The sequence below is a fragment of the Fluviicoccus sp. genome (genome assembly GCF_030646115.1).
Classification (GTDB): Bacteria; Pseudomonadota; Gammaproteobacteria; order Pseudomonadales; family Moraxellaceae; genus Fluviicoccus.
The window spans coordinates 246,678-273,208 of the sequence record NZ_JAUSMX010000015.1 but is presented as its reverse complement, the minus strand read 5'-3'; the positions used below and the strand labels follow the sequence as shown (position 1 = coordinate 273,208).

At 62.2% G+C, this 26,531-nt stretch carries 24 protein-coding genes; 18 read left to right on the top strand and 6 right to left on the bottom strand.

What is annotated here, in order from left to right:
- Window positions 1-59 precede the first annotated feature (59 nt).
- Together Q7T36_RS11710 and Q7T36_RS11705 are read right to left on the bottom strand one after the other, a co-directional pair.
- Window positions 60-710, bottom strand: coding sequence for a response regulator transcription factor (locus tag Q7T36_RS11710; protein WP_304848444.1), 651 nt, complete (start codon window positions 708-710; stop codon window positions 60-62).
- Window positions 711-719: 9 nt separating this feature from the next.
- Window positions 720-2,669 (bottom strand): type IV pili methyl-accepting chemotaxis transducer N-terminal domain-containing protein, encoded by a 1,950-nt coding sequence (locus Q7T36_RS11705; protein WP_304848441.1) that lies wholly within the window; start codon window positions 2,667-2,669, stop codon window positions 720-722.
- Window positions 2,670-2,866: 197 nt separating this feature from the next.
- Between Q7T36_RS11705 and Q7T36_RS11700 the strand changes: the two genes are divergently transcribed.
- The 9 genes from Q7T36_RS11700 (at window position 2,867) to Q7T36_RS11660 (ending at window position 13,988) form a co-directional block, all read left to right on the top strand.
- Window positions 2,867-4,078 carry a nitrate/nitrite transporter gene (locus tag Q7T36_RS11700; protein WP_370690108.1) on the top strand — a complete coding sequence of 404 codons (1,212 nt, stop codon included), beginning with the start codon at window positions 2,867-2,869 and terminating at the stop codon, window positions 4,076-4,078.
- A 23-nt stretch (window positions 4,079-4,101) separates the two neighbouring features.
- Window positions 4,102-5,496, top strand: a complete 1,395-nt coding sequence (locus Q7T36_RS11695; protein WP_304848435.1) for a NarK family nitrate/nitrite MFS transporter — start codon at window positions 4,102-4,104, stop codon at window positions 5,494-5,496.
- 10 nt (window positions 5,497-5,506) lie between these two features.
- On the top strand, window positions 5,507-9,253 hold the full coding sequence (locus Q7T36_RS11690; protein WP_304848433.1) for a nitrate reductase subunit alpha: 3,747 nt from the start codon (window positions 5,507-5,509) through the stop codon (window positions 9,251-9,253).
- A 5-nt stretch (window positions 9,254-9,258) separates the two neighbouring features.
- On the top strand, window positions 9,259-10,782 hold the full coding sequence (gene narH / locus Q7T36_RS11685; RefSeq protein ID WP_304848430.1) for a nitrate reductase subunit beta: 1,524 nt from the start codon (window positions 9,259-9,261) through the stop codon (window positions 10,780-10,782).
- Entirely contained in the window at window positions 10,775-11,407 is a 633-nt protein-coding gene (narJ, locus tag Q7T36_RS11680) for a nitrate reductase molybdenum cofactor assembly chaperone (protein WP_304848426.1), read from the top strand. The genes narH and narJ overlap by 8 nt, the downstream gene beginning before the upstream one ends.
- A 15-nt stretch (window positions 11,408-11,422) precedes the next feature.
- Entirely contained in the window at window positions 11,423-12,121 is a 699-nt protein-coding gene (narI, locus tag Q7T36_RS11675; protein WP_304848423.1) for a respiratory nitrate reductase subunit gamma, read from the top strand.
- A gap of 150 nt (window positions 12,122-12,271) precedes the next feature.
- Window positions 12,272-12,733, top strand: a complete 462-nt coding sequence (locus Q7T36_RS11670; RefSeq protein ID WP_304848420.1) for a hypothetical protein — start codon at window positions 12,272-12,274, stop codon at window positions 12,731-12,733.
- Between the two features lie 26 nt (window positions 12,734-12,759).
- Entirely contained in the window at window positions 12,760-13,422 is a 663-nt protein-coding gene (gene ytfE / locus Q7T36_RS11665; RefSeq protein ID WP_304848417.1) for an iron-sulfur cluster repair protein YtfE, read from the top strand.
- 5 nt (window positions 13,423-13,427) lie between these two features.
- Window positions 13,428-13,988 (top strand): carbonate dehydratase, encoded by a 561-nt coding sequence (locus Q7T36_RS11660; protein ID WP_304848414.1) that lies wholly within the window; start codon window positions 13,428-13,430, stop codon window positions 13,986-13,988.
- Window positions 13,989-14,010: 22 nt separating this feature from the next.
- Here the strand turns inward: Q7T36_RS11660 and fabR (Q7T36_RS11655) are convergent, their stop codons facing one another.
- Window positions 14,011-14,703: an HTH-type transcriptional repressor FabR gene (gene fabR, locus Q7T36_RS11655; protein ID WP_304848410.1), complete on the bottom strand. Its 693-nt coding sequence runs from the start codon at window positions 14,701-14,703 to the stop codon at window positions 14,011-14,013.
- Window positions 14,704-14,871: 168 nt separating this feature from the next.
- Between fabR (Q7T36_RS11655) and Q7T36_RS11650 the strand changes: the two genes are divergently transcribed.
- The 3 genes from Q7T36_RS11650 to aroE all read left to right on the top strand — a co-directional run bounded on the left by Q7T36_RS11650 (window position 14,872) and on the right by aroE (window position 18,262).
- A complete protein-coding gene (locus tag Q7T36_RS11650) occupies window positions 14,872-15,960 on the top strand; it encodes a ferredoxin reductase (protein ID WP_304848408.1) in 1,089 nt (362 codons plus the stop codon).
- Between the two features lie 27 nt (window positions 15,961-15,987).
- Entirely contained in the window at window positions 15,988-17,103 is a 1,116-nt protein-coding gene (locus Q7T36_RS11645) for an acyl-CoA desaturase (RefSeq protein ID WP_304848405.1), read from the top strand.
- 328 nt (window positions 17,104-17,431) lie between these two features.
- Window positions 17,432-18,262, top strand: coding sequence for a shikimate dehydrogenase (aroE, locus tag Q7T36_RS11640; RefSeq protein ID WP_304848402.1), 831 nt, complete (start codon window positions 17,432-17,434; stop codon window positions 18,260-18,262).
- Between the two features lie 26 nt (window positions 18,263-18,288).
- Here aroE and Q7T36_RS11635 read toward each other — a convergent pair whose 3' ends face one another.
- Entirely contained in the window at window positions 18,289-18,549 is a 261-nt protein-coding gene (locus Q7T36_RS11635; RefSeq protein WP_304848399.1) for a hypothetical protein, read from the bottom strand.
- A 98-nt stretch (window positions 18,550-18,647) separates the two neighbouring features.
- Window positions 18,648-19,217, bottom strand: a complete 570-nt coding sequence (locus tag Q7T36_RS11630) for a TetR/AcrR family transcriptional regulator (RefSeq protein ID WP_304848397.1) — start codon at window positions 19,215-19,217, stop codon at window positions 18,648-18,650.
- Window positions 19,218-19,314: 97 nt separating this feature from the next.
- On the opposite strand from Q7T36_RS11630, the gene Q7T36_RS11625 reads away from it, so the two are divergent.
- The 4 genes from Q7T36_RS11625 to Q7T36_RS11610 all read left to right on the top strand — a co-directional run bounded on the left by Q7T36_RS11625 (window position 19,315) and on the right by Q7T36_RS11610 (window position 22,923).
- Window positions 19,315-19,896 carry a hypothetical protein gene (locus Q7T36_RS11625; protein WP_304848394.1) on the top strand — a complete coding sequence of 194 codons (582 nt, stop codon included), beginning with the start codon at window positions 19,315-19,317 and terminating at the stop codon, window positions 19,894-19,896.
- A 37-nt stretch (window positions 19,897-19,933) separates the two neighbouring features.
- Window positions 19,934-20,719, top strand: coding sequence for an SDR family oxidoreductase (locus tag Q7T36_RS11620; protein ID WP_304848391.1), 786 nt, complete (start codon window positions 19,934-19,936; stop codon window positions 20,717-20,719).
- Between the two features lie 142 nt (window positions 20,720-20,861).
- Window positions 20,862-21,509 carry a hypothetical protein gene (locus Q7T36_RS11615; protein ID WP_304848388.1) on the top strand — a complete coding sequence of 216 codons (648 nt, stop codon included), beginning with the start codon at window positions 20,862-20,864 and terminating at the stop codon, window positions 21,507-21,509.
- Between the two features lie 4 nt (window positions 21,510-21,513).
- On the top strand, window positions 21,514-22,923 hold the full coding sequence (locus Q7T36_RS11610; RefSeq protein WP_304848385.1) for a hypothetical protein: 1,410 nt from the start codon (window positions 21,514-21,516) through the stop codon (window positions 22,921-22,923).
- A gap of 250 nt (window positions 22,924-23,173) precedes the next feature.
- Here the strand turns inward: Q7T36_RS11610 and fabR (Q7T36_RS11605) are convergent, their stop codons facing one another.
- The gene (gene fabR, locus Q7T36_RS11605; protein ID WP_304848382.1) at window positions 23,174-23,827 is read right to left on the bottom strand and encodes an HTH-type transcriptional repressor FabR; all 654 of its coding nucleotides are present in this window, start codon (window positions 23,825-23,827) and stop codon (window positions 23,174-23,176) included.
- A gap of 307 nt (window positions 23,828-24,134) precedes the next feature.
- On the opposite strand from fabR (Q7T36_RS11605), the gene Q7T36_RS11600 reads away from it, so the two are divergent.
- A complete protein-coding gene (locus tag Q7T36_RS11600; RefSeq protein WP_304848379.1) occupies window positions 24,135-25,202 on the top strand; it encodes a ferredoxin reductase in 1,068 nt (355 codons plus the stop codon).
- 151 nt (window positions 25,203-25,353) lie between these two features.
- Entirely contained in the window at window positions 25,354-26,529 is a 1,176-nt protein-coding gene (locus Q7T36_RS11595; RefSeq protein ID WP_304848534.1) for an acyl-CoA desaturase, read from the top strand.
- The last annotated feature ends 2 nt before the right edge of the window (window positions 26,530-26,531 follow it).

Genomic DNA, 26,531 nt, shown 5'->3' with positions numbered 1-26,531 from the left:
AGCCCGACACCACCCTCCGAACGGGGGACATCGTCGGGCTGAAGCCCGACCTACAAAACTCAAACCTCCCCCTTTCCCTGTGTCGCATACACCGCCGCCTGCACCCGGCTGGTCAGGTTCAGCTTGCGCAGAATACTCTGGATATGGAACTTTACCGTGCTTTCGCCGATATCCAGTCCGCGCGCAATTTCCTTGTTGCTTTGTCCCGCCGCCACCAGCTTCAGCACTTCCTTTTCCCGCGCCGTCAGATGCTCCTTCTCCTCCGGCTCATGCTCGTCCTTCTTCATCTGCCGCAGGCCCGCCGCCAGTGATCCTGCCATTTCCGGCTGAATCGCCGTGCCGCCCATCGCCACCATGCGGATGGCGTTGACCAGATAATCCACATTGCTGTTTTTCAGCAGATAACCGCGCGCCCCGGTCTGCAATGCCACCATCAAATCCCGCGACTCCTCCGACAGCGTCAGCATGATGATTGCCTGTTGCGGGTTTTCCTCCAGCGCCAGCTTCAGCACTTCCAGCCCGGACAGGCCCGGCATGTTCAGGTCAAGCAGCACCAGGTCGGGTTTCAGCGAGCGGATCAGCTTCAGCGCTTCCGAGCCTTCTCCGGCTTCCCCGGCAATCTCGATATCCGTCTGGCGTTGCAGCAGGGCGCGCACACCGCTGCGGAAGAGGGTGTGGTCATCAACCAGCAGGATTCGGATGGGGCTCATGGGGTGTCCTCAGGCTTTTTGCCGTTGTTCGCGCGGCAGGTGCAGGCTCAGCGTGGTGCCTTGCCCCGGGGTTGAGTCTAGCAGCAACTCCGCATGGGCGCGGGTGGCGCGCTCACGCATGATCTTCAGGCCGATGTGGGTGTGCAGGCTGGACAGCACGGCCTCGGGGTTGAAGCCGATGCCGTTGTCGGTGACGGTCAGGTCGAAGTCGGCGCGGTTCAGCACCCGCACGCTGACCACGGTGGCCTGGGCGTGCTTGCGGATGTTCGACAGCGCTTCCTGCAAAATGAACAGGATCTGCAACCGCTCCTCGTTGGCCAGCGGCGCGCCGCTGTTGTCAATCTTCAGGTCGACCGGAATGGCGGTCTGTTCGGTGAAGCGGCGGATCACCGCGCCAATGGCGGCTTCGAGCTGGGTTTCGTCGTGGCGGGTGCGGAAGTTGCCCATCAGTTCGCGCAAATCTTCATAGCCCTGCTGCACGCCGGTCTGCAGCAGCGGGATGGTTTCCGCCACCTGCGAGAAGTCACCTTTGCCCACGGCTTCCTTCAGCAGTTGCAGGTGCAGGTTCAGGAAGCTGAGGCTTTGCACCACGCTGTCATGCAGGCCCTGCGCCACCAGGTTGCGTTCTTCCACAATCGCCAGTTCCTTGGCCTGCACGGCCAGCCGCTGATTGTCGATGGCGATGCCCAGATGCTGCCCCATCGCTTCCAGCAACTGCACTTCTTCCGCCCCCAGATGGCGGTCTTCCATGAAATGCAGGTTGAAGATGCCCAGTTTCTTGTCCGAGGAGCGGATGGGGATGGCCATGACCACGGCAAATCCCGCCTCCAGGCAATGCGAGAAATTCGGGGCGCAGCGGTTGTTGAGGTGATTGACGGAAGTCCGCCCGCGTTGGGCGGCGATGGTGCAGAAGCAGCTGCCCAGTTGTTGGCATTGCATCTGTTGCGACAGGGTGGGGGGGATGCCTTCTTCCACCACCAGATAGACGCGGTCGGCACTGCGGTCGATCAGCCTTACTGTGCCGCCCGCCGCGCCGAATTCGGGGACGATGCGGCGCATGAACAGCGCGCACATGTCTTCCATGCTCTGCGGGCGGTTGAAGTCCTTGCTGATGTCGTAGAGCACGGAGAGGTGGCGGTTTTTCTCGGCCAGCCGCAGCGTCTTTTCCTGCACCCGTTCTTCCAGCCTGTCATAGACCTGCTGCAATTCGTCGGCCATGGTGTTGAAGCCTTCGGCCAGTTGCGCGAATTCATCCCGGCCTTCCACCGGCAGGCGCACGCCGAAATCGCCGGCGCTCATGCGTTGCAGGCCCTGGTGCAGGCGGGTGACGGGGGTGACGATCATCAGGTGCAGCAGCATGATCATCACCAGCGAACCACAGATCGCCAGCACAATCAGCGCCATTTGCGAGGAGCGCAGCCAGAAGGTCTGGCGGGCGTATTCCTGTTCAATGAGGCCGACGGTGGCGTGAATCTGCGCCACAAAATGCCGGGTGGCCAGTTCGTGGGCGGCAGCGGCGGCAGGGCGGATATGCCTTTCGCGCAGCATGCGGTCCAGTGATGGGGCGAAGCTGTCACGCCAGTAGGTTTGCAGGCTGCGGATGTTGCTGCGGATGTGGTTTTCCCGGGGCAGGAACAGCGGCCGTTGCGGGTCGCCGGCGCTCAGGCCGCTCAGGGTTTGCTCGAATTCGTCACGCGTTTGTTGCAGTTCGGCGGCCTGGCTGTCGCTGAGACCGGCATCGCCTTCGGCCTGGTTGATGATCGCCGCCATTTTCCAGGCGCGCATGCGCAGGCTGCCGCTGTCATTGATGGCGGCGGCCGCGCCTTCCAGTTCCCACGACAGCAGCAGCGTATAGCCGATCGCCACCAGCGCAAAGACCATGGCGCCCAGCAGCATGCCGGTGATCTTGGCGGTGAGGCGGGTTTTGAGGGTGTCGATGAAGGTGGCCATGTCCGCCATTTAAACACACTTTGGTATAGCCCCGACCTAGCCGTTCGGCGAGGGAACGGCCCGCCTTCCGGAAGCCCGCGACTGCGCCACCGACCGATGAATTCCCTTGCGGTTTGTACGTATTCTGGCGCTAACCTCCCGAGGAGCATTCCCTTATGGCTATTTCCCGCAACGCCCAGAAATATTCGGTACTGGCCAGCAGCACCATGGCCTTCACCGTCTGCTTCATGGTGTGGATGATGTTCGGCGTCATCGGTATTCCGATCAAGAAGATGCTGGGTCTGAACGCCACGGAATTCGGGCTGCTCACGGCGATGCCGGTGTTGACCGGTTCACTGTCCCGCCTCTGGCTGGGGGCTTGGACCGATAAGTACGGCGGCCGCAATGTGCTGTTCCTGATCATGCTGATCTGCGTCATTCCCATCTGGATGATCGGTTACGCCACCGCCTACTGGCATTTTCTGGTGCTGGGGCTGTTTGTCGGCTTGGCGGGCGGTTCGTTCTCGGTGGGCACCCCCTATGTGGCGCGCTGGTTTGAAGTCAACCAGCGCGGCATGGCCATGGGCGTGTTCGGCGCGGGCAATTCCGGGGCGGCGGTCAACAAGTTCGTGGCACCGGCGCTGGTGGCCGCTTTTGGCTGGACTGCGGTGCCGCATGTCTATGCCGGGGTGATGCTGGTGGCGGCCATCCTGTTCTGGATGTTCAGCTACAGCGATCCCAAGCATCTGGTCGGCAAGTCCGTCACCCTGCGCGAGCAGCTGGTGGTGCTGAAGGACCCGCGTGTCTGGAAGTACTGCCAGTACTACTCCATCGTCTTCGGCGGCTATGTGGCGCTGGCGTTGTGGATGGTGCAGTACTACGTGGGTGAATACGGTTTCAACATGAAGAACGCCGCCTTGCTGGCTGCCTGCTTCTCGCTGCCCGGCGGGGTGCTGCGCGCGGTGGGCGGCTGGCTCTCCGACAAGTTCGGCGCGCACAACGTCACCTGGTGGGTGTTGTGGGTGTCCTGGGTCTGCCTGTTCCTGCTGTCGTACCCGCAAACCGATTTCACCATTAAGACCGTGGACGGCTACACCACCTTCCATATCGGCCTCAATGTCTATGTCTTTACCGCGCTGATGGGAATCATGGGCGTGGCCTGGGCCTTCGGCAAGGCGTCGGTCTTCAAGTACATCGGGGATGAATTCGGCCACAACATCGGCGCGGTGTCGGGCGTGGTCGGCCTGGCGGGCGGCCTGGGCGGCTTCGTGTTGCCGATCATGTTCGGCGCGCTGCAGGACCTCACCGGCGTCCGCACCTCCTGCTTCATGCTGATGTACGGGATTGTCTGGGTATCACTGACCTGGAACTACCTGACCGAAGTCCGCCGCATCGATGTGATGAAGACGGCCACCCAAACCCCGCATGCAAGCGCCTGATTCTTAATTAACGGAGAAGCCTTATGTCTTCTGTCCTGAAGAAGTGGGAGCCGGAAAACCCGGCTTTCTGGAACGAGACCGGCAAGTCGATTGCCAATCGTAACCTGTGGATATCCATTCCCTGCCTGCTGCTGGCCTTTGCGGTGTGGATGGTGTGGAGCATGGTGGTGGTGAAGCTGCCGGATGTGGGCTTCAACTACACCAAGAACCAGCTGTTCTGGCTGACCGCGCTGCCGGCGCTGTCGGGCGCGACGCTGCGGATCTTCTATTCCTTCCTGGTGCCGATCTTCGGCGGCCGTCGCTGGACCGCCATCTCCACCGCCTCGCTGCTGCTGCCCGCCATCGGCATCGGCTACGCGGTGCAGGACCCCACAACGTCCTACCCGACGATGATGATGCTGGCGCTGCTCTGCGGTTTTGGTGGCGGCAACTTCTCCTCGTCGATGTCGAACATCAACTTCTTCTTCCCCAAGGCGCAGAAGGGCTATGCCCTCGGCATGAACGCCGGTCTGGGCAACCTGGGCGTGTCGGCGATGCAGTTCATCGTTCCGATCGTCATCACCCTGGGCGTGTTCGGCGCGCTGGGCGGCGATCCGCAAACCATCGTCAAGGACGGGGTGTCCAAGTCCGTGTTCCTGCAAAACGCCGGCTTCATCTGGGTGCCGTTCATTGCGCTGTCGGCCATCGCCGCCTGGTTCGGCATGAATGACATCGCTTCCGCCAAGGCCTCCTTCTCCGAGCAGTCGGTGATCTTCAAGCGCAAGCACAACTGGCTGATGTGCTGGCTGTATCTGGGCACCTTCGGTTCCTTCATTGGCTTCTCCGCCGGTTTCCCGCTGCTGATCAAGGGCCTGTTTCCGGATGTGGACCCCACCAAGATCGCTTTCCTCGGCCCGTTGGTCGGGGCCATCGCCCGTCCCCTCGGCGGCATTGTTGCCGACAAGCTGGGTGGGGCGCGCGTTACCTTCTGGAGCTTTGTGCTGATGGTGGTGGCCGTGTGCGCGGTGATCAACTTCATGCCGGGCAAGGTCGACGGCGTACTGACCGGCGGTAATTTCCAGGGCTTCTTCGCCGCCTTCCTCTGCCTGTTCGCGCTGACCGGCATCGGCAACGCCTCCACCTTCCGCATGATTCCGGTGATCTTCCTCACCCATCATGAGCGGCTGGCCAAAAGCAACAAGGCCATGACCCGCGATCAGGTGCTGCAGAACGCCAACAAGGAAGCCGCCGCCGTGCTCGGGTTTTCCGGCGCCATCGGCGCTTACGGCGGTTTCTTCATTCCCAAGAGTTACGGCACCTCCATCGCCCTGATGGGCTCCCCGGTGGGTGCGCTGTATGCCTTCATCCTGTTCTATGCGACCTGCCTGATCGTCACCTGGTGGTTCTACAGTCGCAAGAACGCCGAAATGCCCTGCTAAGGAGAATGCCATGAGCCACTTCCTCGACCGCCTGATGTTCTTCCGCCAACCCAAGGAAGAGTTCAGCAACGGCCATGGCATCAAGACCAACGAGAACCGTCGTTGGGAAGATGCCTACCGCAACCGCTGGTCGCACGACAAGATCGTGCGCTCCACCCACGGCGTGAACTGCACCGGTTCCTGCAGCTGGAAAATCTACGTCAAGAACGGCCTGGTGACCTGGGAAACCCAGCAGACCGATTACCCGCGCACTCGTCCCGACCTGCCCAACCACGAGCCGCGCGGCTGCGCCCGCGGCGCGTCCTACAGCTGGTACCTGTACAGCGCCAACCGGGTGAAATACCCGATGGCGCGCGGCAAGCTGGTCAAGGCCTGGCGCGAGCTGAAGGCACGTGAAAAGGACCCGGTCAAGGCCTGGGCCATGCTGCAGCAGGACAAGGCCGCCGTGCGCGACTACCAGTCGCATCGCGGCTTGGGCGGTTTTGTCCGCACCAGCTGGGAGGAAGTGAACGAGATCATCGCCGCCGCCAACGTCTACACCGCCAAGACCCACGGCCCGGACCGCATCGCCGGTTTCTCGCCGATTCCGGCGATGTCGATGGTGTCCTACGCCGCCGGTGCGCGTTACCTGTCGCTGATCGGCGGCAACTGCCTCAGCTTCTACGACTGGTACTGCGACCTGCCGCCGTCCAGCCCGCAAACCTGGGGCGAACAGACCGACGTGCCCGAGTCCGCCGACTGGTACAACTCGGCCTACATCATCGCCTGGGGCTCCAACGTGCCGCAGACGCGGACGCCGGACGCCCACTTCTTCACCGAAGTGCGCTACAAGGGCACCAAGACGGTTTCCGTCACCCCCGACTACTCGGAAGTGGCGAAGCTGACCGACCTGTGGATGAACCCGAAGCAGGGCACCGACGCCGCCATGGGCATGGCCATGGGCCATGTGGTGCTGACCGAGCATTTCGTCAAGCAGCAGACTCCGTACTTCCAGGATTACGCTCGCCAGTATTCCGACATGCCGATGCTGGTGCGGCTGGTGCAGAAGGACGGCCTGTGGGTTGCCGAGCGCCAGATCCGTGCTTCCGACCTGCCGGACAACCTCGGCGCCACCAACAACCCCGAGTGGAAGACCGTTGCCATCGACGGCAATACTGAAAAGCTGGTGCTGCCCAACGGCTCCATCGGCTCGCGCTGGGGCGAGAAGGGCAGGTGGAACCTGGAAGAAAAGGCGCTCTCCGGTGAAGACGTCAAATTGCGCCTCAGCCTGAAGGACGCCCCGAACCGCGAAGTGGCGCTGGTCGGCTTCCCGTACTTCGGCAACATCCCGCACGAGCACTTCCAGCATACCGACCACGGCGACATCATCCCCCGCGCCGTGCCCGCCCTGCGCCTGAAGGACAAGGACGGCAAGGACATGCTGGTCGCCACGGTCTATGACCTGTTCCTGGCCAACTACGGCGTCGACAACGGCATGGGCGGCGACAATACCGCCATCAGCTACGACGATGATGTGCCGTACACCCCGGCCTGGCAGGAAAAGATCACCGGCGTGCCGCGCGCGCAGGTGATCCAGGTGGCCCGCGAGTTCTCGGAAACGGCCGCCATTACCAAGGGCCGGTCCATGATCATCGTCGGTGCGGCGCTGAACCACTGGTACCACATGGACATGACCTACCGCAGCATCATCAACCTGCTGGTGATGTGCGGTTGCGTCGGTCAGAGTGGCGGCGGCTGGTCGCACTATGTCGGCCAGGAAAAGCTGCGCCCGCAAACCGGCTGGGTGCCGCTGGCCTTCGCCACCGACTGGGTGCGTCCGCCGCGCCACATGAACGGCACCTCCTTCTTCTATGCCCACAGCGACCAATGGCGCTACGAGAAACTGCAGGTCAACGAGATCCTGTCGCCGCTGGCCAATGAGAAAGAGTGGGCCAACGTCAGCCTGATCGACTGCAACGTCAAGGCCGAGCGCATGGGCTGGCTGCCGTCCGCGCCGCAACTGAACCTGAACCCGCTGACTATCGCCGCGCTGGCGGAGAAGGCTGGCAAGCCGGTGGCCGAATACCTGGTCGGCGCGCTGAAGAGCGGTTCCGCCGTGTTTTCCTGCGAAGACCCGGACAATCCCGTCAACTGGCCGCGCAACATGTTCATCTGGCGCTCCAACCTGCTGGGTTCCTCCGGCAAGGGCCACGAGTACTTCCTCAAGCACCTGCTGGGCACGCAAAACGGCGTGATGAACAAGGACTTGGGGCAGGAAGGCGCGATGAAGCCTTCGGAAGTGGTGTGGCAGGACAAGGGGCCGGAAGGCAAGCTGGACCTGCTGGTGACGCTGGACTTCCGCATGTCCACCACCTGCCTGTATTCCGACATCGTTCTGCCCACCGCCACCTGGTACGAAAAGCACGACCTCAACACCTCGGACATGCACCCGTTCATCCACCCGCTGTCGGCCGCCGTCGATCCCGCCTGGGAATCACGCACCGACTGGGAAATCTACAAGGGCATCGCCAAGCGCTTCTCCGAAGTCTGCGTCGGCCATCTGGGCGTGGAAAAGGACGTGGTGCTGACCCCGATCCAGCACGACACCCCGCTGGAACTGGCGCAGGGCCTCGACGTCAAGGACTGGAAGAAGGGCGAGTGCGAGCCCATTCCCGGCAAGACCCTGCCCAGCATCGTCGTCGTCGAGCGCGACTACCCCAACACCTACGCCCGTTTCACCTCCATTGGCCCCAACCTGGAGAAACTCGGCAACGGCGGCAAGGGCATCAGCTGGGATACCAAGAAGGAAGTGAAGCTGCTGGGTGAACTGAACCATCTGGTGGCGGACGGTGTCGCCAAGGGCCGCCCGCGCCTGGACACCGCCATTGACGCCTGCGAAATGATCCTGTCGCTGGCCCCGGAAACCAACGGCCATGTCGCGGTCAAAGCCTGGGCGGCGCTGTCGGAATTCACCGGCCGCGACCACAGCCATCTGGCGGTGCCGCGTGAAGACGATGCCATCCGTTACCGCGATGTACAGGCGCAGCCGCGCAAGATCATCTCCTCGCCCACCTGGTCGGGCATCGAGTCCGAGCATGTCAGCTACAACGCCGGTTACACCAACGTCCACGAGCTGATCCCCTGGCGCACCCTCAGCGGCCGCCAGCAGCTGTACCAGGATCACCCGTGGATGCGCGCCTTCGGCGAAGAACTGTGCGTCTACAAACCGCCGGTCGACCTGAAGACGATCAAACCGGCGCTGGACGCCCACAGCGATGACCGCAAGCAGGTGGTGCTGAACTGGATCACCCCGCACCAGAAGTGGGGAATCCATTCCACCTACACCGACAACCTGCTGATGCTGACGCTGTCGCGCGGCGGCCCGATTGTCTGGGTCAGCGAAATCGACGCCAAAAAGATCGGCATTGTCGATAACGACTGGATCGAAGCCTACAACGTCAACGGTGCGCTGGTGGCGCGGGCGGTGGTGTCGCAACGCATTCCTGAAGGCGCGATCTTCATGTACCACGCCCAGGAAAAGCTGACCAACGTGCCGCTGTCCGAAATCACCCAGAAACGCGGCGGCATGCACAACTCGGTCACGCGCACCGTCACCAAGCCCACGCACATGATCGGCGGCTATGCCCAGCAGTCCTACGGCTTCAACTACTACGGCACCGTCGGCGCCAACCGCGACGAGTTCATCATCCTGCGCAAGATGGACAAGGTCGAATGGGGCAACGAAGGCGATCTGGCCAGCCGTCAGGGTCAGGAGTAAACACCATGAAAATACGCGCACAAATCGGCATGGTCCTCAACCTGGACAAATGCATCGGCTGCCACACCTGCTCCGTCACCTGCAAGAACGTCTGGACGTCGCGGCAGGGCATGGAATACGCGTGGTTCAACAACGTCGAAACCAAGCCCGGCATCGGCTATCCCGACGACTGGGAAAACCAGGAACGCTGGAACGGCGGCTGGGAACGGCTGGCCAACGGCAGCATCCGGCCCAAGCTCGGGGCGAAGTGGCGCATCCTTGCCAACATCTTCGCCAACCATGACCTGCCCACCATCGACGACTACTACGAGCCGTTCACCTTCGACTACACGCATTTGCAGAATGCGCCGACCTCGAAAGTGACCCCGACCGCCCGTCCGGTGTCGGTCATCACCGGCAAGGTGATGGAAAAGATCGAGAAAGGCCCGAACTGGGAAGAAATCCTCGGCGGCGAATTCAGCAAGCGCAGCAAGGACTACAACTTCGAAGCCGTCGAAAAGGACATCTACGGCCAGTTCGAAAACACCTTCATGATGTACCTGCCGCGCCTGTGCGAGCACTGCCTCAACCCCGCCTGCGTGGCTGCCTGTCCCAGCGGCGCCATCTACAAGCGCGAGGAAGACGGTATCGTCCTCATCGACCAGGACAAGTGCCGCGGCTGGCGCATGTGCGTTTCCGCCTGTCCCTACAAGAAGATCTACTTCAACTGGGAGTCCGGCAAGTCGGAGAAGTGCGTGTTCTGCTACCCGCGCATCGAAATGGGCGAACCCACCGTCTGCTCGGAAACCTGTGTCGGCCGCATCCGCTACCTCGGCGTGCTGTTGTATGACGCCGACCGCATCGAACAGGCCGCCAGCGTCGAAAACGACGGCGACCTCTATCAGGCGCAGCTGGACATCTTCCTCAACCCCAACGACCCCGCCGTGATCGAAGCCGCCCGCAAGGAAGGCATTCCCGATTCGTGGATGGAGGCCGCACGCCGTTCGCCCGTCTACAAGATGGCGATGGAGTGGAAGATCGCCTTCCCGCTGCACCCGGAATACCGCACGCTGCCGATGGTCTGGTACATCCCGCCGCTGTCGCCGATCCAGAACGCCCACGCCAAGGGCCAGATGGGCAGCAACGGCGTCATCCCCGACGTCAACTCGCTGCGCATTCCGCTGCGTTACCTGGCCAACCTGCTGACCGGCGGCAACGAAGCGCCGGTGAAGCTGGCGCTGGAGCGGATGCTGGCGATGCGCGTCTACAAGCGCGAGCAGCAACTGCACGGGGAGGGCAATGTCGCCGTCCTCAAACAGACCGGCATCAACGCCGCCACGGTGGAAGAGATGTACCGCTACATGGCCATTGCCAACTACGAAGACCGCTACGTCATCCCCAGCGCCCACCGCGAATACGCCGGCCGCGCCTTTGATGTGCGTTCCGGTTGCGGTTTCACCTTCGGCAACGGCTGCTCCAACGGCGACAACGACGCCGATCTGTTCGGCAAGCAACGCAAGCCCAACCTGTGGGGAGGCACTCATGAGTAATCCGCTGACTTTCCGGGCGCTCAGCCACCTGCTGATGTATCCCGATGACGCGATGCGCAAGGAGCTGACCGCCGTGATCGACGTGCTGCGCGAAGAGCGCAGCCTGTCGGAAGGCACCCGCCGCGCCCTGCTGGGTTTTGCCCAGGACATCCAGGCCGGTGACGGCTGGGATGTGCAGGAGACCTACGTCAACCTGTTCGACCGCACCCGTTCGTTGTCGCTGCACTTGTTTGAACATGTGCACGGCGAATCACGCGACCGCGGCCCGGCCATGGTCGACCTGATCAACGTCTACGCCAAGCACGGCCTGGAACTGACCGATGGCCACGAGCTGCCGGACTATCTGCCGATGTTCCTGGAGTTCCTGTCGGTGCTGCCGCTGGACGAAGCGATGGCGTTGCTCAAGGAGCCGCTTCACGTCATTCAGGCGCTGGGCGCTCGCTTGCGCAATCACGACTCCGCCTATGGCCTGGTGTTTTCCGCACTGGAAGAACTGGTGGGCGTGCGCCCGCTGATCGCCAGCGAACCGGCGCAGGAAGAAGACATTGACGCCGCCTGGCAGGACGCTGAAGTCCGCTTCCTGGACAACACCGCCCCCTGCAGCAGCGCCGCCGGCCGGCCCTGATACGAGGATATGATTATGGATTCCATGGCAAACTGGCTGAACACCCTGCTGTTCGGCATTTATCCCTACATCGCCTTCGCGGTGTTCATCATCGGCTGCGTCATCCGCTTCGACCGCGAGCAGTATAGCTGGAAGGCCAGTTCCTCCCAGTTGCTGGACCGCAGCAGCCTGCGGCTGGGCAGCAACCTGTTCCACATCGGCGTGCTGCTGATCATCGTCGGCCATCTGGTCGGCCTGCTCACCCCGCATGCGTTGTACGTGCAGGTGATCAGCGTCGAGAACAAGCAGCTGCTGGCGATGGTCGCGGGCGGCATCTTCGGCACGCTGTGCTTCATCGGCCTGTACCTGCTGATTACCCGCCGCCTGAACAGCCCGCGCTTGCGCGCCCACACCCGTTTCAGCGACTGGCTGGTGCTGTGGATGCTGTTCATCCAGGTCACGCTCGGCCTCAGCACCATCTTTGTTTCCGCGCAGCACATGGACGGCAGCAGCATGATGAAGCTGGCGGAATGGGCGCAGCACATCGTCACCTTCCGCAGCGGCGCTGCTGATTTCATTCTGGAAGAAAGCATCATCTTCAAGGTGCATATCTGGCTGGGCCTGTCGCTGTTCGTGGTGGCGCCGTTCACCCGGCTGGTGCATGTCATCAGCGCGCCGGTGTGGTATCTGCTGCGGCCGGGGTATCAGATTGTGCGCAGTCGGAATGCGCGGTAATTGAAACTCCCTCTCCCCTTGTGGGAGAGGGCCGGGGAGAGGGGTACGGCGGTCGCTCTTGAGCTGCCGGTGTGTTCGAGCGACTTTCCGCACCCCTCTCCCTAACCCTCTCCCACAGGGGGAGAGGGGACCAAAAGCAGGAGAAACCCCATGACCCCCGTCATCGTCAACCACAAAGAAATCCCTGAAGCCGTTATCGGCCAGGAAATGCAGTACCATCCCGCGCAAAGCCGCCAGGAAGCCTGGCAGCGCGCCGCCGAGGCGCTGGTGCTGCGCGAATTGCTGTTGCAGGAGGCGCATCGCGAAGCCGTCGCGCAGATCGACAACGATGAAGCCGAGCTGATCGACAGCCTGCTGGCGCGGGTGATCCGCGTCGACGCGCCGGGTGAAGAGGCCTGTCGCGAATTCTATGCTGCGCAAGCGCACCGGCTGCTGGGCCCGGACGGCCAAACCTTGCCTTATGACGATGTCGCGCTGATCATTCGCGGCGAGCTGGAAGCACGATCCTGCCGTCAGGCCGTCACCGTCTACCTTCAAAAGTTGGTGGCGGGCAGCAACATCCGCGGCATCCAGATGGGCAAGACCTGGCTGCCGGTTATCAGCATGAATTGATGAACTCTCAATTAACGGAGGTTCCCATGGATTACCTGAATTCCCCGGTCGGCCACATCGCCGCCCAAGTGCCGGGCGCCACCGGAGTCTTCCAGAAATACGGCATCGACTTCTGCTGCGGCGGCAGGAATTCGCTGCAGCAACTGGTGCAGAAGAAACAGCTGGACGGCGCGATGATCGTCCGCGACCTGATTGCGCTGGAAAAAGACCCACTGGCGGAGAAGGACTGGAATACCGTCGACCTGTCGGTACTGATCGACCATATCTATCGCGATTTCCACGAGCGCCACCGCGAGCAACTGCCGGAACTGATCCGGCTGGCACAGCGCGTGGAGTCGGTGCACGGCGACCGCGCCGATTGCCCGGACGGACTTCCGGCCATGCTCAAGGAAATGCGGGAAGAATTGGAGCTGCACATGCAGAAGGAAGAATGCGTGTTGTTCCCGATGATCATGACCGGGCGCGGCCCCAACCCGGAAATGGCGATGGGCGCCATGGAGTGCGAGCACGAGGAACACGGCCGTCGTCTGGACCGCCTGCGCGCCGCCATCCACAACGGTGTGCCGCCCGCCGATGCCTGCAATACCTGGCGGGCGCTCTACAGCGGCGCCAAAGCCTTCATTGACGACCTGATGGAGCACATCCATCTGGAAAACAACGTGCTGTTCCCACGGGTACGAGCGGGGTAAATCCCATGATCCGGCGTAATCCGCGCGGTGACATTCCGGTGGTGCATGAAAGCGCCTTTGTCGACCCGACAGCCATCCTGATCGGTCAGGTGATTGTCCATGAGAACGTCTTCATCGGCCCCTATGCGGTGATCCGCGCAGACGAGGTCAATGAGCGCGGGGATATGGAGCCAATCGTGATTGGCGCGCATTCCAACATCCAGGACGGGGTGGTGATTCACTCCAAGGCGGGCGGGCTGGTGGTGATTGGGGAACATACGTCGATTGCCCACCGTTCGATCATCCACGGGCCGTGCTGGATCGGCAGCCATGTCTTCATCGGTTTCAATTCGGTGGTGTACAACGCGACAGTGCAGGACTATGCGGTGGTGCGGCACAACTGCGTCATCGACAGCCGGGAGATTCCGCCGGGGGTGTATGTGCCGTCCTGCCACAAGGTGAACCATGAGTCGGATACCTCAACCCTGCAACCGGTCACCAACCACGCCCACGATTTTTCCGAGAGCGTGGCGCGGGTGAATCTGGATCTGGTGCACGGCTACCGGGCCATCCGCAACGAGTTTTGAATGGCAGGGAGGGAAGGGCGGTTTAGTCCTTGTCCTTCCGCAGCACCATCGTTTCCGCCCCCACCAGGATCATCCGCACCATGGTCGCCGTCTGGTCGATCACCTCCGGATGACGCTCTTTCGGAATATCCAGCGCCGTGGCGCCCATGGTGAAGACCAGCCGGGTTATGGCCTTTGCCGCCAGTCCCGGCTCGAACAGCGAACGCCCGTGCAGCGCTGACAGGCGCACCAGATCTTCCTTCAACTCTTCTTCAAAATAATGTAGTTGCCGTTCCACCGCCTGCTTGAATGCCGTGGAGCCCACCGGCCCCTCGCGCAGCAGCAACGACAGGAAGCCTTCGTCGGCGGTTAGCTGCTCCATGAACACTTCCACCGACAAGCGCGTCACGCTGCTTTCGCGGTTGGCACGGCGTCGTACCTCACCAATGATCTGCCGCAACGAACTGCCCGCCAGATCAATCAGGGCAATCGCCAGTTCGTCGGTGTCGCGGAAATGGCGGTAGAAACTGTTCGGGGCAATGCCCGCCTCCCGCGCCACTTCCCGCAGGCTGATGGTGGAGACACTGCGGTTCGGCCCCACCAGCTTCATCGCCGCCTGGATCAGGTCTTCCCGCGAAATCACGGCCCGGCGGCCGGGACCGTTATGGACTTCGGCCGGAGCGTCGTCAGGAGTCTCGGGGGTGCCGGCGGAGGGGGTTAGCGGTGACTGGGACATGTTGGCCTGTCTTCGGGTAAAGTGATGATTCATCGCTTGATTATACACAGCCCGGACCGGAGCGTCGAAAACGTCTTCAGGTGTGGCTGTAATTAATATACAAGTGTATAGACATATGTATTTCAGTATGTATAATGACCGGCATTCCCCTTGTTTGCCGGATTCGCCATGTCTGCCGAAAGCTCTTCCCGCATCGCCCGCCTGCTTAGTCCGCTGTTGCCGTCCCCGGTGCTGGAGTTCTGGGCGGGCCGCCTGAATCCCCTGCTGTCGCTGGAGCGGGTGCGGGCGGAAGTGGTGGAGCGCCGTGTGGAGGCGCGGGAGACGGTGACGCTGCTGCTGCAGCCGAACCGCCTATTCAAGGGCTTCCGTCCCGGCCAGCACGTCAATGTCACGGTCGAAGTGAACGGCGCGCGGCTGACCCGCAGCTACAGCCTCAGCGACATCCCCCGCGCCGACGGCCGTCTGGCCATCACCGTGTGTCAGGAGGAGGGCGGCAAGGTCAGCACGCAACTGTGCCAGCACACCCGTCCCGGCGACATCTTGGAACTGGGTCAGGCCTTTGGCGAGATGACCCTGCCTGCCCATCCGGCCGGGGATTACCTGCTGCTCGCCGCCGGCAGCGGCATCACCCCGGTGATGAGCCTGACGCGTGCTTTGCTGGATGGCGATGCCCCGGTGACCGTGACGCTGGCTTACTGGGCGCAAACCCGCGCCGACCTCTGTTTCCTCAATGAATTGCAGGCGTTGGCCGGTCGCGACCGCCGTTTCCGCTTGTTGACCATACTCACCCGTGAACCCGTCCTCCTGAAGGGCGAATTGAACGGCCGCCTCTCCACCGAATTCCTCGCCGCACAGCTGCCGACCCTCGCCACGCAACAGGTCATGGCCTGCGGTCCCTTCGGCTTTGCCGACAGCGCCCGCCAACTGCTGCAGGGCCGGGTGCGCAGCTTCACCGCCGAAGCCTTCACCCTGCCGGAAAATCCTGCGGCCGATACCGAACGTGCCGTCACCGTCACCCTGACGCGCAGCGCCCGCACCGTCACCCTGTCCTCCGCGCAGACGCTGCTGGACGGACTGGAAGCGCAGGGCATCCGCCCGGAATCGGGGTGCCGCATGGGCATCTGCCATACCTGCAGTTGCCGGCAGCAGTCGGGCAGCAGCCGCAACCGCCTGACCGGCGAGATGCAGGACGAAGCAGGCAGCCAGGTGCGCCTGTGCATCAGTCGCCCGCAAACCGACCTGACGCTCGACCTCTGACCTTCTTGAATTGACACGGACACCGCCATGACCGCCGCCCTGCCATATGCCCTGAATTCCCAGCTCAGCGAAGCCCAGCTCACCGCCCTGGCCGCCGAACTCGACGCCCTGCGCGACCGCGTCCTCGCCGACATCGGCGAACGTGACGCCACCTACATTCGCAATATCCACAAGGCGGTGCGCTACACCGGCCTCGCCGGGCGCGGCCTGCTGATGGCTGGTATTTTCCCGCCCGCTTGGCTGGCGGGAACCGCGCTGCTGGGCGTGTCCAAGATCCTCGACAACATGGAATTGGGCCACAATGTCATGCACGGCCAGTTCGACTGGATGCGCGACCCCGCCTTCAACGGCAAGACCTTCGAATGGGACATCGTCGGCACCAGCGACAACTGGCGCTACACCCACAACTTCCGCCACCACACCTACACCAACGTGCGCGGTATGGATGACGACGTCGGCTACGGCCTGCTGCGCCTGTTCCCCGAACAGCGCTGGAAGACCATGTACCTGTTCCAGCCGGTTTACGCCGTCCTCTTCGCGCTGCTGTTCCAGTGGGGTGTCGCCATCCAGAACCTGGAACTGGGCCGCGTCGCCAACGGCAAGAAGTCCTGGGCCGAACTCAAGGAACAATGGATCCCCCTGCAAAAGAAGATCCGCAGCCAGCTGCTCAAGGACTACGTCCTGTTCCCGCTGCTCGCCGGCCCCTTCTTCCTGCCAGTGCTGCTGGGCAACCTCGCCGCCAACGGCATCCGCAACCTGTGGACTTTCACCATTATCTTCTGCGGCCACTTCACCACTGATGCTGAAGTCTTCCCCAAGGAATGCGTCGACAACGAAACCCGTGGCCACTGGTACTGGCGGCAGATTCGCGGCTCCGCCAACCTCACCGGCGGCAAACTGTTCCACATCCTCAGCGGCAACCTCAGCCACCAGATCGAACACCACCTGTACCCGGATATTCCTGCCTGCCGTTATGCGGAAATTGCCCCGGAAGTGCAGGCCATCTGTGCCCGTTATGGCATCCGGTATAACAAAGGTTCGCTGCTCACCCAATTCGGCCAGGTCACCAAGCGGATCGTCAAATATGCGTTTCCGTGGAGCGGAAAGGGCAAGGCGATCAGCGTACAACCACAGACAGCCTGAAAGCAGCTTTTGTCTTTTGTCCGAAGCCACTGTTTGAGCTAGCGTGCCGGACAGCGGAGAGAGGAAAGCGGGGTGGTGTAACGGAGAGCAGGCCGTGCGCGAGTTTGGCGCAGGACAGCGGTTTTGCTTACTTTTGCCAAGACAAAAGTAAGGCCCGCGGCAGGCGGACGCCGGTCGTCAAGTGTAGGGGCGGGGTGTTCGGGCGACTTTCCGTACCCCTCTCCCCGGCCCTCTCCCACATGGGGAGAGGGAGTACATTTCACTTGGCGACCTCTGTGCACTGCGCTAGTCTTCCCCCCAAATCCCCCTAAATATCGAATCCCCCCACATGACCGACCGCTACGCCGTCATCGGCAACCCCATCGCCCACAGTCGATCCCCGATCATCCACCGCACCTTCGCCGAGCAGACCGGCCAGGACCTCAGCTACGAGGCCCTGCTTGGGCCGCTCGACAGCTTCACCCCCTTCGTCACGCAATTTTTCGCTGACGGTGGCCGCGGCCTCAACGTCACCCTGCCGTTCAAGGAGCAGGCCTACGCCCTCAGCGAAGTACTCTCGAAGCGCGCCAGACAGGCCGGGGCGGTCAACACCCTGATGCGCGGCAAGGACGACCGCATCTATGGCGACAACACCGACGGCATCGGCATCGTCCGCGACATGACGCAAAACCACGGCTGGACTCTGGAAGGGAAGCGGGTGCTGATCATCGGCGCGGGTGGCGCGGTGCGTGGTGTCATCGGACCGCTGCTGGCGGCGGGCATCGCTTCTCTGCACATTGTTAACCGCACGCCGGAGAAGGCGGAAACGCTGGCGGATCTGTTCAAGGGGGACGGAGATGTGGCGGCGGCGCGTTACGAAGACATCCCGGCGGGCAGTGTCGATATCCTCATCAACGGCTCGTCGGCCTCGCTCAGCGGCGAACTGCCGCCGGTGCCTGCCGGTATCCTGGCCGAATGCGCCTGCGCCTATGACATGGCCTACGGCAAGGGCGAACTGCCGTTCATGGCTTGGGCGCGGGCGCAGGGCGCGGCTCAGGTCAGCGATGGGCTGGGGATGCTGGTGGAGCAGGCGGCGGAGAGTTTCTACATCTGGCGGCACGTGCGACCGGAAACCGCGCCGGTGCTGGCGATGATGCGGGAGTTGGTGGCGAAGGGGTGAGGGTGCTCACCCCGTTATCCCCTGAATCAGCTTGCGGAACCGGAGCCGGTCATCGCCGCGATCAGTGCACTGAGCACCATCAGGCCGGCACCGGCCAGGCTCATGAGGAAGGGGCGTTTGGTGGTTTGCCAGTGCATGCCCACGAAAATGTACAGGACGAAGGGCACAAACAGCGAGCCCAGCCCCCACAGAATAGATGCCTTGAATGCCTGAATCAGATTGATCAGACTGTAAACGAACAGGATAACCAGACCGCTGATGAAAATCACCATGGGTATGCCGGACATGTATTCACTCCTTGAGAAATGGTATGTTTTTTGTAACGCGGATGATCCGCGAGGCTGATACTGCCAGACCAGAGTCAGGGCGACAATATATGTGACAGTCAGTTGCCCTGAAGTGTGATCAGTTTCGCATCGTCACTACGCCCCGCCAGCCAGGCAATCACCTGTTCCCGCTGCCGCGCCGTATGCGGGTGCGACAGCAGGCCTTCCACGATAAACATGCCCGCGGTGGCGGTGATGGTCGCTTCTTCAGCCGCCATCCCCCGCGCCGTCAGTTGCCCGATCACCATCCCTTCCAGCATGCCGTGGAACTGGTCATGCCAGGTTCGCACCGATTCTGACGCTTCCAGCCGCGCATGCACCGTCAGCACCAGCCGGTGAGCCTGTTCGAAGCGGGCAATCAGCCATAACAGCTGTTCCTTCAGCGGCATCGCCTGCACCCCGGCATGGGCGGCCAGCGCTTCCAATACCAGCCCGTTCAGCACCGCAATCAGCAAGGCATCCTTGTCGGTGAAATACCAGTAGAGGGTATTGGCGGCCACCCCGGCTTCCCGCGCCACCCGCGCCATCGATGCCGCCTCGTAGCCTTCCTCCAGAAACAACCGCCGGGCCACGGCCACGATCTCATCCTGCTTGGACTGGCGGTCGATATCACGCTTGTTGCGGGCCATGGAGGAATTCCGGAAAAGGGGATGGAAGGTTCTTGAATTGTATTCAAGATATGCTAGTCTTTCAACCTTGAATCCCGTTCAAGAAGGTGTCCCGCCCATGTCATCCACCGACCTGCCCACCGTCGCCGCCATCCGGCAGATGGCCGTCCCCGAACTGATGGCGCTGTTTAGCCGCTTGGAAGCGCCTGCCCTGACCGAGATGAACGGGGAATTTGCCGCGCAGTTGCTGAAGCAGCCGTCGCTGGCCGCCACCGTGGCCGGTTATGCGGCGGTCTACAATCCCTTCCTGCTGGGCGTCTGGCTGTGCAAGGCCTTCCGTCCGGTCAGCGAGACGCAGGGCCGGGGCTACAACACCTTTCAATTGCGCGGCCGCACCGTTCAGCATTTCCCCATGCAGACGCTGATCGCCCCGTCCCGGTACGACGGCAAACCGGCCTATACCCTGGTTTACCGGGCCTTCCAGTCCCGTTGCGGCGACATCCATATGGTCGATGAACTCCGGCGGGTGGAGGCGGGCGTCTATCTTGGCATCGGCACCTGGGGCTTTACCGACAACCAGCGCCGCACCCCCTTGCCGTTCCTGCTGACCGGTCCCGGCGGCCCTTACCGCGGCGACATCGGCAAGCCGCGCCGTTCCTTCAACCTGAGCAAGGAAGTGCCCGGCCTGCGCCAGGGCTAACCCCACTACCGAACCGTCACTTTCCAGGAGTCATCCCATGTCCCAACGCACCGCCCTCATCACCGGCGCCTCAGCCGGTATCGGCGCCACCTTCGCCCGTTTTCTGGCCGCTGAAGGCTACAACCTGTTGCTGGTCGCCCGCCGTGAAGAACGCCTGCGCGAACTGGCGCAGGAGCTGACCGCCGCCCACGGCATCCGCTGCGATGTGTTTGCCGCCGACCTCACCGATCCCGCCGCCCCGGCCGCCATCATCGACTTTGCCGACCGTCAGGGCCTGACCATCGACTTCCTGGTCAACAACGCCGGGCTCTCCGGCAAGAGCAAATTCGTGGATGCACCGTGGAAGGAGCTGGCCGGGGAAATCCAGTTGATGATCACCGCCGTCACCGAACTGGCGCACCGCGTGGCGCCCGGCATGAAGGCGCGCGGCTGGGGCCGCATCATCAACCTGTCGTCGATTGCCGCCTTCGCGCCACCGGGTGAAAGCCTGCTTTACACCGGCATCAAGAGCTATGTACTGAACATCTCGCAGTCGCTGGATATGGAGTTGAAGCCGTACGGCGTGCATGTCACCGCTCTGTGCCCCGGTTTCACCTGGAGCGAATTCCACGATGTGATGGGCACCCGCGACACCACCAACAAGTTCCCGGATTTCCTGTGGCAGCAGCCGGAAGAGGTGGTGAAGGAGGGTTACGAGGCAGTGATGAAAGGCAAGCCGTTCTGCGTGCCGGGCAAGGTGAACAAGGCCATTGCCGCCAGCATGCGGCCGGTGCCGGAGTCGGTGCGGTATTTGCTGGGGAAGACATTCAATCCGTTCAAGTAAGGTGTGACATCCGGCCACGGATTGGCCGCCAATCCCATTTGCATTTTTCCCGTCTTCGGCAAAACTGATAGGCAGATGGCCGGATTTCCCGCATGCTCGTGATGAGGCCATTTTCCCCCATCACTCAGCCCGGAGCCGGACCATGGCCTGCTGCGTCGCCCTCGGCCTGTTCATCACCCTCCTGCGTTGGTTGTGGCTGCGCCTGACCTTCCAGAAGGTCAAGCCGCCGGTGCTCTTTGCCCCCGTCGCCCGTCGCGGCGAGCCGGGGCAGGCCCCGTTGCCGCTTCCTGTTCCGGCGCCGGTCCTGCCGCCCATGCCCCTGTACCGCACCCCGGCCGGCGGCCTGCTGATTGGCATGGTGGTTTATCTGGCTGCTGTCTTCGGGCTGGTGCAGGCCGGATTCATCGTCAGCACGGCGGAAACCGCGCAGTGGCAGCTGCGCACGCTGATCTATGCCGCCGCCGCGCTGTGGCTGCTGCGTCCCCGAACACGTGACAGTGAAGGCGGGGTGTCCCATCCCGTGGGTTCGACCCTCTATTTCACCGGCATGGTCTGGGTGGTGCTGGGCGTAGCCGACATGCACCTGTTCGAGCTGTTCGTGATGCAGGGGCAGGATGTGGCGCTGGCCGGCCGTCAGCATACGCACCATGACCACCACCACCTGAGTCTGGCCCTCGACCCGCAACTGCTGTTCCACGGCGGCGGCCTGCTGACGCTGGCCGCCGGTCTGTTGGTCGCCTGGGCCGGCCAGCCCCAACCCGCCCTGCAACCCCTGCCCCTGGATGACTAAGCCGATGACAACCGCCTCCCTGCCGCCCGTGGTTGAAGCGTCCGATGACGACCTGGGCATCATGCGTTACCTGCTGGACCTGTCACTGCAGCCTGTGGACCAGTGGGAAGGGTACGATCATATCGAGCAACTGGGAGGTTCGGCGTTGCGTTACCAGCTCAACAGCCTCAGCTACGCGCTGGCCTTGTCGCAGCTCACGCGCACCCCGGCTTTTACCGGCTATCTGGCCGAGGCGCAGCGCAACGTCATCGTCAAGATGTGCCATCGCAAGGTGTGGCGTTACTGGGCTTATGAAAACCTGGTCGGTTACGGCCGCTGGAATCCCGACCCCATTGCCCTCAACAACGTCATGTACTCGGCCTATTTCGGGGTGATGGTGGGCCTGTACGAAACACTGAATGACGACCGCCGCTTCAGCGAACCCGGCGCACTGACCCTGTGCTGGAACGACAAGCAGCGTTACGAATACGATTTCGGGAGTTTGGCCGGAGCCATTGAATTCAACATGCGGCTGCGGCCGGACAGTCCGCAATACCCCTGCGAACCGCACCTGATCTATCCCCTGTGCAACACTTTCGCCTTCAACTCGCTGATCATGCACGACCGCCTGCACGGCACCGCCATGACCGGCGATCTGGTGACGCGGGTGCGCGAGGTCTATGACCGCGACGGCTGGTTAAGGACCAACGGCCGCTTTGTCTCGGGGCGGATCGAAAACACGAAAATCCCCATTTTGCCGTCCACCATTGCCTATGACGCCGTCATGGCGTTCTGGCTAAGCCCGGCCATGCCGGAACTGGCGCGCGACACCTGGCATGTGGTGCGCGACTGCCATATCCATTTTGACCACAAGCATCCGCAATTGAAGGGACAGCTGTGGGACCGGGTTGATTTCGGCAACTACAACCTGGCGCGCGGCGACACCTTCACTCGCGCCATGCTCACGCACACCGCCCGCGAAATGGGGGACGAAGACGCCGCCATGGCTTTCCAGAACTCGCTGGAAGAACTGAAGGAAGTGACCTGGAAAGGCGGCGCACGGCGTTTCCACGGCATTTCGGTGATGGGCAACGGCATTTACGCCATGGCACGCTTTGGCCGGGCGCAGGGCATGAGCGATCTGATCAACGGCAACATTCCCGAGGCATGGCGGCAGGGGCCGCTGCTGACCGAGGCGGCCTATCCGGCGGTGCTGGTGGCGCGGGCGGTGAGTGACGGCAGCGGGCTGGATCTGGTGCTGCGCGCCGGGGAAGGGCCGCAACGGACAACGCTGGCCATTGGGCGTTTGCAACCGGGGCGTGCGTACCGCGTGGAAGGGGCGTGCGTGGAACGGCTGGTAGCCGGGGCGGATGGCACGGCGTTACTGGCGGTGGACTTGCAGGATCGGACGGTGGTGAGGGTGGTGGCGGAGTAGACAGAAGCTAAACCCCTCCTGCTTTACCCATGCCGTCCGCAGCCAACTGTCCGAGCAGCGCGGCCTGAAACAACGAGATGGAAGGGCAGAGGATCGGTAGCGAACCAGCCCATCGCGAGTTTTGGCGCAGGACTCGCTTTTGCTTCCTTTTGGCGAGTCAAAAGGGAGGCCCGCGGCAGGCGGATGCCGGTGGCAAAAGCTATGAACAAATCCAATGAGACACCCTGACAACTGACGCAGAGAAAACGCCCTACGCCGCCGTCCCCATCACCCCCGCCGCCTCCGTCACCTTCCAATGCCTCGCCCCCACAAAAATCAGCCGCAACTGCTTCACCGCCCGCATGCTCAACTCATACTGCAACCGCACCTGGTCCGACGCCAGCGCCAGAATCTCCCCGCTCCAGTTGATCGCGGTATTGATCACCAGATCCGCAATCATCTCCAGATCATCGCTCGGCAGGTTCTGCATCTCCGGAAACAGGCGGAAATCATTGGCCAGATCGGTCACAAAATGCCGGATCTCCCGCTGCACGGCTTCACGCACCTTCGGCGAACCGCCCATGCGCTCACGCACCAGGAACTCAAACTTTTGCGACTCCTGGCGCACATACAGCAGGAACATCATCACCGAGCTTTGCAGCGCAATATGCCCAGCGCCCTTCGCCTTCACCCGCTCTTCGCGCAGCATCTTGCGCAGGCTCAGGGACACATCGTCCACCAGCGCCAGCCCCAGCTCGTCCATGTCCCGGAAATGCCGGTAAAAGGCGGTCGGCACCACACCGGCCTCGCGCGTTACTTCGCGCAGGCTGACGCTGACAAAGCCACGCCCTTCCTGCATCAGTTTCAGGGTGGCGTCCAGCAGGGTCTGCCGGGTTTGCTGCTTGCGTTCGTCACGAGCACTCATGGTCGTCAAATCAGCCAACAATTGTTCACCATATCTTAGCAAAACTGTCAGATTTTGGGGAGGTGGGAAGGGTGAACGGTCGGGTCAGCCGACAGATGGTCACCAGCGTACTGGTGTTTGTTCACTCGTTTGTGCCGGGTGTTTTTGTATTATTACAACAAATACAAAAGGTTGCCTTTCGCACGCGCGTCGCGCGTAGTTGAAGGCGACGAAAGGTGAAAAAATTTAGTGAACACATGTTGACTCAAATCAATAATCCGCTATTATGAGTGTACAGACGTTCACCAAGGCACACAGGAGCCTGACCATGACCAGTTTCAGCCCCATCGCAAAAAAGCTCGCCGGTAAATTCGTACGTGAAGACTGGCTGGATTTCGTGTTCTCGCATGTCGACCCGATGCTGGCCGTCAACCGCGTGTTGGCTGAAGTGGTCTCCATCTCCCAGGAAACTCCGGACATCAAGCGCTTCGTGTTCCGCCCCAACGCCAACTGGCAGGGTTTTGCCGCCGGCCAGTTCATGCCGGTGCGGGTGCAGATCGACGGCATCTTCCACGAGCGCTGCTACAGCCTGGTGAGCGAACCGACCGACGGCCTGCTGGAGATCGGCGTCAAGCGCCAGCCCAACGGCAAGGTGTCCAACTGGCTGCATGACCATCTGGCTGTGGGCGACCTGATTGAGCTTGGCGAAGCCTCCGGTGACTTCGTGCTGCCGGAAGCCCTGTGCGCCAAGATGTTGCTGATTGCCGGCGGCAGCGGTGTCACCCCGGTGTACAGCCTGCTGGTGGAAGCGCTGAAGCGCCGTCCCGAGCTGGATGTGTCAGTGGTTTACTACGCCAATACCGAAAACGACCTGGCCTTTGCCAAGGAAATGGTGGAGCTGGCGGTGAAGCATCCCGGCCTGAAGCTGAACTACGCCCTGTTCAGCAGCGGCGAGGGCGGCAAGTTCAGTGAACAGCAACTCAGCAATGTCTGCGCCGACTTCGCTGAACGCGCCGCCTTCATCTGCGGCCCGCAAGGCCTGATGAAAGCTGCCGCCGACCTGTGGGCCGCCAAGGGCATCAGTGCACAGTTGAAGCAGGAACTGTTCGGACCGGTGGGCCTGGCCAGTGACGCCGTGGGCAACGCCATGCCCATCACGCTGCGCCGCAGCCAGCAAGCCATGCTGCATACCAAGACGACGCTGCTGGAAAGCGCCGAGGCCGGTGGCGCACGCCCCGCTTACGGCTGCCGCATGGGTGTTTGCAAGCAGTGCAGCTGCACCAAGGTGTCCGGTGTGGTGCGTGACAAGATTACCGGGGCCATCGACAGCAGCCCCAACACCCAGGTCCGCATCTGCGTCAGCGAACCGCTGAGCGCCGTGGTTCTGGACATCTGAATGTAAAGCCCCCTCTCCCCTTGTGGGAGAGGGCCGGGGAGAGGGGTGCGGAATGCGGTCACCTCGCTGAACTACCGCAGCACCCCTCTCCCTAACCCTCCCCCACAAGGGGGGAGGGAACCCAAACTAATTGAACACCGAGGACGACACCATGGGCACCATCAGCAAAAGCCGTGAACTGAGCTACGACGAAATCCAGGCCTTTGGCGCAGAGCTGGACACGCTGCGCAAGGAAACGATTGCCAAGCTGGGCAAGGAAGACGCCGACTACATCTACAAGATCCGCAACTTTGTGCGCTACAGCGAAATCGGCAGCCGCGCCGCGCTGATGACACTGGGCTGGTTGCCCCCGGTCTGGCTGGCCGCCACCGCCACCCTCGGCGTTTCCAAGATCGTCGAGAACATGGAACTGGGCCACAACGTGATGCACGGCCAGTATGACTGGATGAACGAACCCAGCCTGCGCGGCAGCAGTTACGAGTGGGACACCGTCTGCACCGCCGACAACTGGCGTCATACCCACAACTACATGCACCACACCTACACCAATGTCGATGGTGTCGACCACGACATCGGCTATGGCGTGCTGCGCATCTTCCCAGAACAGAAGTGGGAACCGCGTTTCCTGGCCAACCCGCTGATGGCCGCCATCCTGGCGGTCACCTTTGAGTGGACGCTGTCGCTGCAGTCGCTGGAGCTGGAAAAGGTCATGGCCGGTGAAAAGACCTGGGCCGATGTGCGCAAGCAACTGCCCCCGATCTTTGCCAAGATGCGCAAGCAGTTCGCGAAGGACTATGTGTTCTTCCCGCTGATCGCCGGTCCGATGTTCCTGCCGGTCATTGCCGGTAACTTCACCGCCAACCTGATCCGCAACGTCTGGGCGTTCAGCATCATCTTCTGCGGCCACTTCACCGAAGACGCAGAGATGTTCCCGAAGGAAGTGTTGGAAAATGAAACCCGCGGCCACTGGTACCTGCGCCAGCTTCGCGGTTCCAGCAACCTGACCGGCGGCACCGTGATGCACATCATGAGCGGCAACCTCAGCCACCAGATCGAACACCACATGTTCCCGGATATCCCCGGCATGCGTTATGCCGAAATGTCGGTGAAGGTGCGCGAGATTTGCGAGAAGTACGGCCAGCACTACAACACCGGCAGCTTCCGCAAGCAGTTCACCACCGTCTGGGGCCGCATCTTCAAGGGCGCGTTGCCGACCTTTGGTCAGAAAGTCCAGGCTTCCGCCGAAACAGCGGTTGCGCGTTTGGCTGAAGTCGTGCCAGTGTCGATACCGGCGCGCCGCAAATCGCGTGAGGCGATTGCCGCGTAAAC

What these genes read in the sequence shown, in the direction of transcription:
- Q7T36_RS11710 (WP_304848444.1), bottom strand. Translation starts at nt 710, where the DNA reads ATGAGCCCCATCCGAATCCTGCTGGTTGATGACCACACCCTCTTCCGC.
- Q7T36_RS11705 (WP_304848441.1), bottom strand. Translation starts at nt 2,669, where the DNA reads ATGGCGGACATGGCCACCTTCATCGACACCCTCAAAACCCGCCTCACC.
- Q7T36_RS11700 (WP_370690108.1), top strand. Translation starts at nt 2,867, where the DNA reads ATGGCCTTCACCGTCTGCTTCATGGTGTGGATGATGTTCGGCGTCATC.
- Q7T36_RS11695 (WP_304848435.1), top strand. Translation starts at nt 4,102, where the DNA reads ATGTCTTCTGTCCTGAAGAAGTGGGAGCCGGAAAACCCGGCTTTCTGG.
- Q7T36_RS11690 (WP_304848433.1), top strand. Translation starts at nt 5,507, where the DNA reads ATGAGCCACTTCCTCGACCGCCTGATGTTCTTCCGCCAACCCAAGGAA.
- narH (WP_304848430.1), top strand. Translation starts at nt 9,259, where the DNA reads ATGAAAATACGCGCACAAATCGGCATGGTCCTCAACCTGGACAAATGC.
- narJ (WP_304848426.1), top strand. Translation starts at nt 10,775, where the DNA reads ATGAGTAATCCGCTGACTTTCCGGGCGCTCAGCCACCTGCTGATGTAT.
- narI (WP_304848423.1), top strand. Translation starts at nt 11,423, where the DNA reads ATGGATTCCATGGCAAACTGGCTGAACACCCTGCTGTTCGGCATTTAT.
- Q7T36_RS11670 (WP_304848420.1), top strand. Translation starts at nt 12,272, where the DNA reads ATGACCCCCGTCATCGTCAACCACAAAGAAATCCCTGAAGCCGTTATC.
- ytfE (WP_304848417.1), top strand. Translation starts at nt 12,760, where the DNA reads ATGGATTACCTGAATTCCCCGGTCGGCCACATCGCCGCCCAAGTGCCG.
- Q7T36_RS11660 (WP_304848414.1), top strand. Translation starts at nt 13,428, where the DNA reads ATGATCCGGCGTAATCCGCGCGGTGACATTCCGGTGGTGCATGAAAGC.
- fabR (WP_304848410.1), bottom strand. Translation starts at nt 14,703, where the DNA reads ATGTCCCAGTCACCGCTAACCCCCTCCGCCGGCACCCCCGAGACTCCT.
- Q7T36_RS11650 (WP_304848408.1), top strand. Translation starts at nt 14,872, where the DNA reads ATGTCTGCCGAAAGCTCTTCCCGCATCGCCCGCCTGCTTAGTCCGCTG.
- Q7T36_RS11645 (WP_304848405.1), top strand. Translation starts at nt 15,988, where the DNA reads ATGACCGCCGCCCTGCCATATGCCCTGAATTCCCAGCTCAGCGAAGCC.
- aroE (WP_304848402.1), top strand. Translation starts at nt 17,432, where the DNA reads ATGACCGACCGCTACGCCGTCATCGGCAACCCCATCGCCCACAGTCGA.
- Q7T36_RS11635 (WP_304848399.1), bottom strand. Translation starts at nt 18,549, where the DNA reads ATGTCCGGCATACCCATGGTGATTTTCATCAGCGGTCTGGTTATCCTG.
- Q7T36_RS11630 (WP_304848397.1), bottom strand. Translation starts at nt 19,217, where the DNA reads ATGGCCCGCAACAAGCGTGATATCGACCGCCAGTCCAAGCAGGATGAG.
- Q7T36_RS11625 (WP_304848394.1), top strand. Translation starts at nt 19,315, where the DNA reads ATGTCATCCACCGACCTGCCCACCGTCGCCGCCATCCGGCAGATGGCC.
- Q7T36_RS11620 (WP_304848391.1), top strand. Translation starts at nt 19,934, where the DNA reads ATGTCCCAACGCACCGCCCTCATCACCGGCGCCTCAGCCGGTATCGGC.
- Q7T36_RS11615 (WP_304848388.1), top strand. Translation starts at nt 20,862, where the DNA reads ATGGCCTGCTGCGTCGCCCTCGGCCTGTTCATCACCCTCCTGCGTTGG.
- Q7T36_RS11610 (WP_304848385.1), top strand. Translation starts at nt 21,514, where the DNA reads ATGACAACCGCCTCCCTGCCGCCCGTGGTTGAAGCGTCCGATGACGAC.
- fabR (WP_304848382.1), bottom strand. Translation starts at nt 23,827, where the DNA reads ATGAGTGCTCGTGACGAACGCAAGCAGCAAACCCGGCAGACCCTGCTG.
- Q7T36_RS11600 (WP_304848379.1), top strand. Translation starts at nt 24,135, where the DNA reads ATGACCAGTTTCAGCCCCATCGCAAAAAAGCTCGCCGGTAAATTCGTA.
- Q7T36_RS11595 (WP_304848534.1), top strand. Translation starts at nt 25,354, where the DNA reads ATGGGCACCATCAGCAAAAGCCGTGAACTGAGCTACGACGAAATCCAG.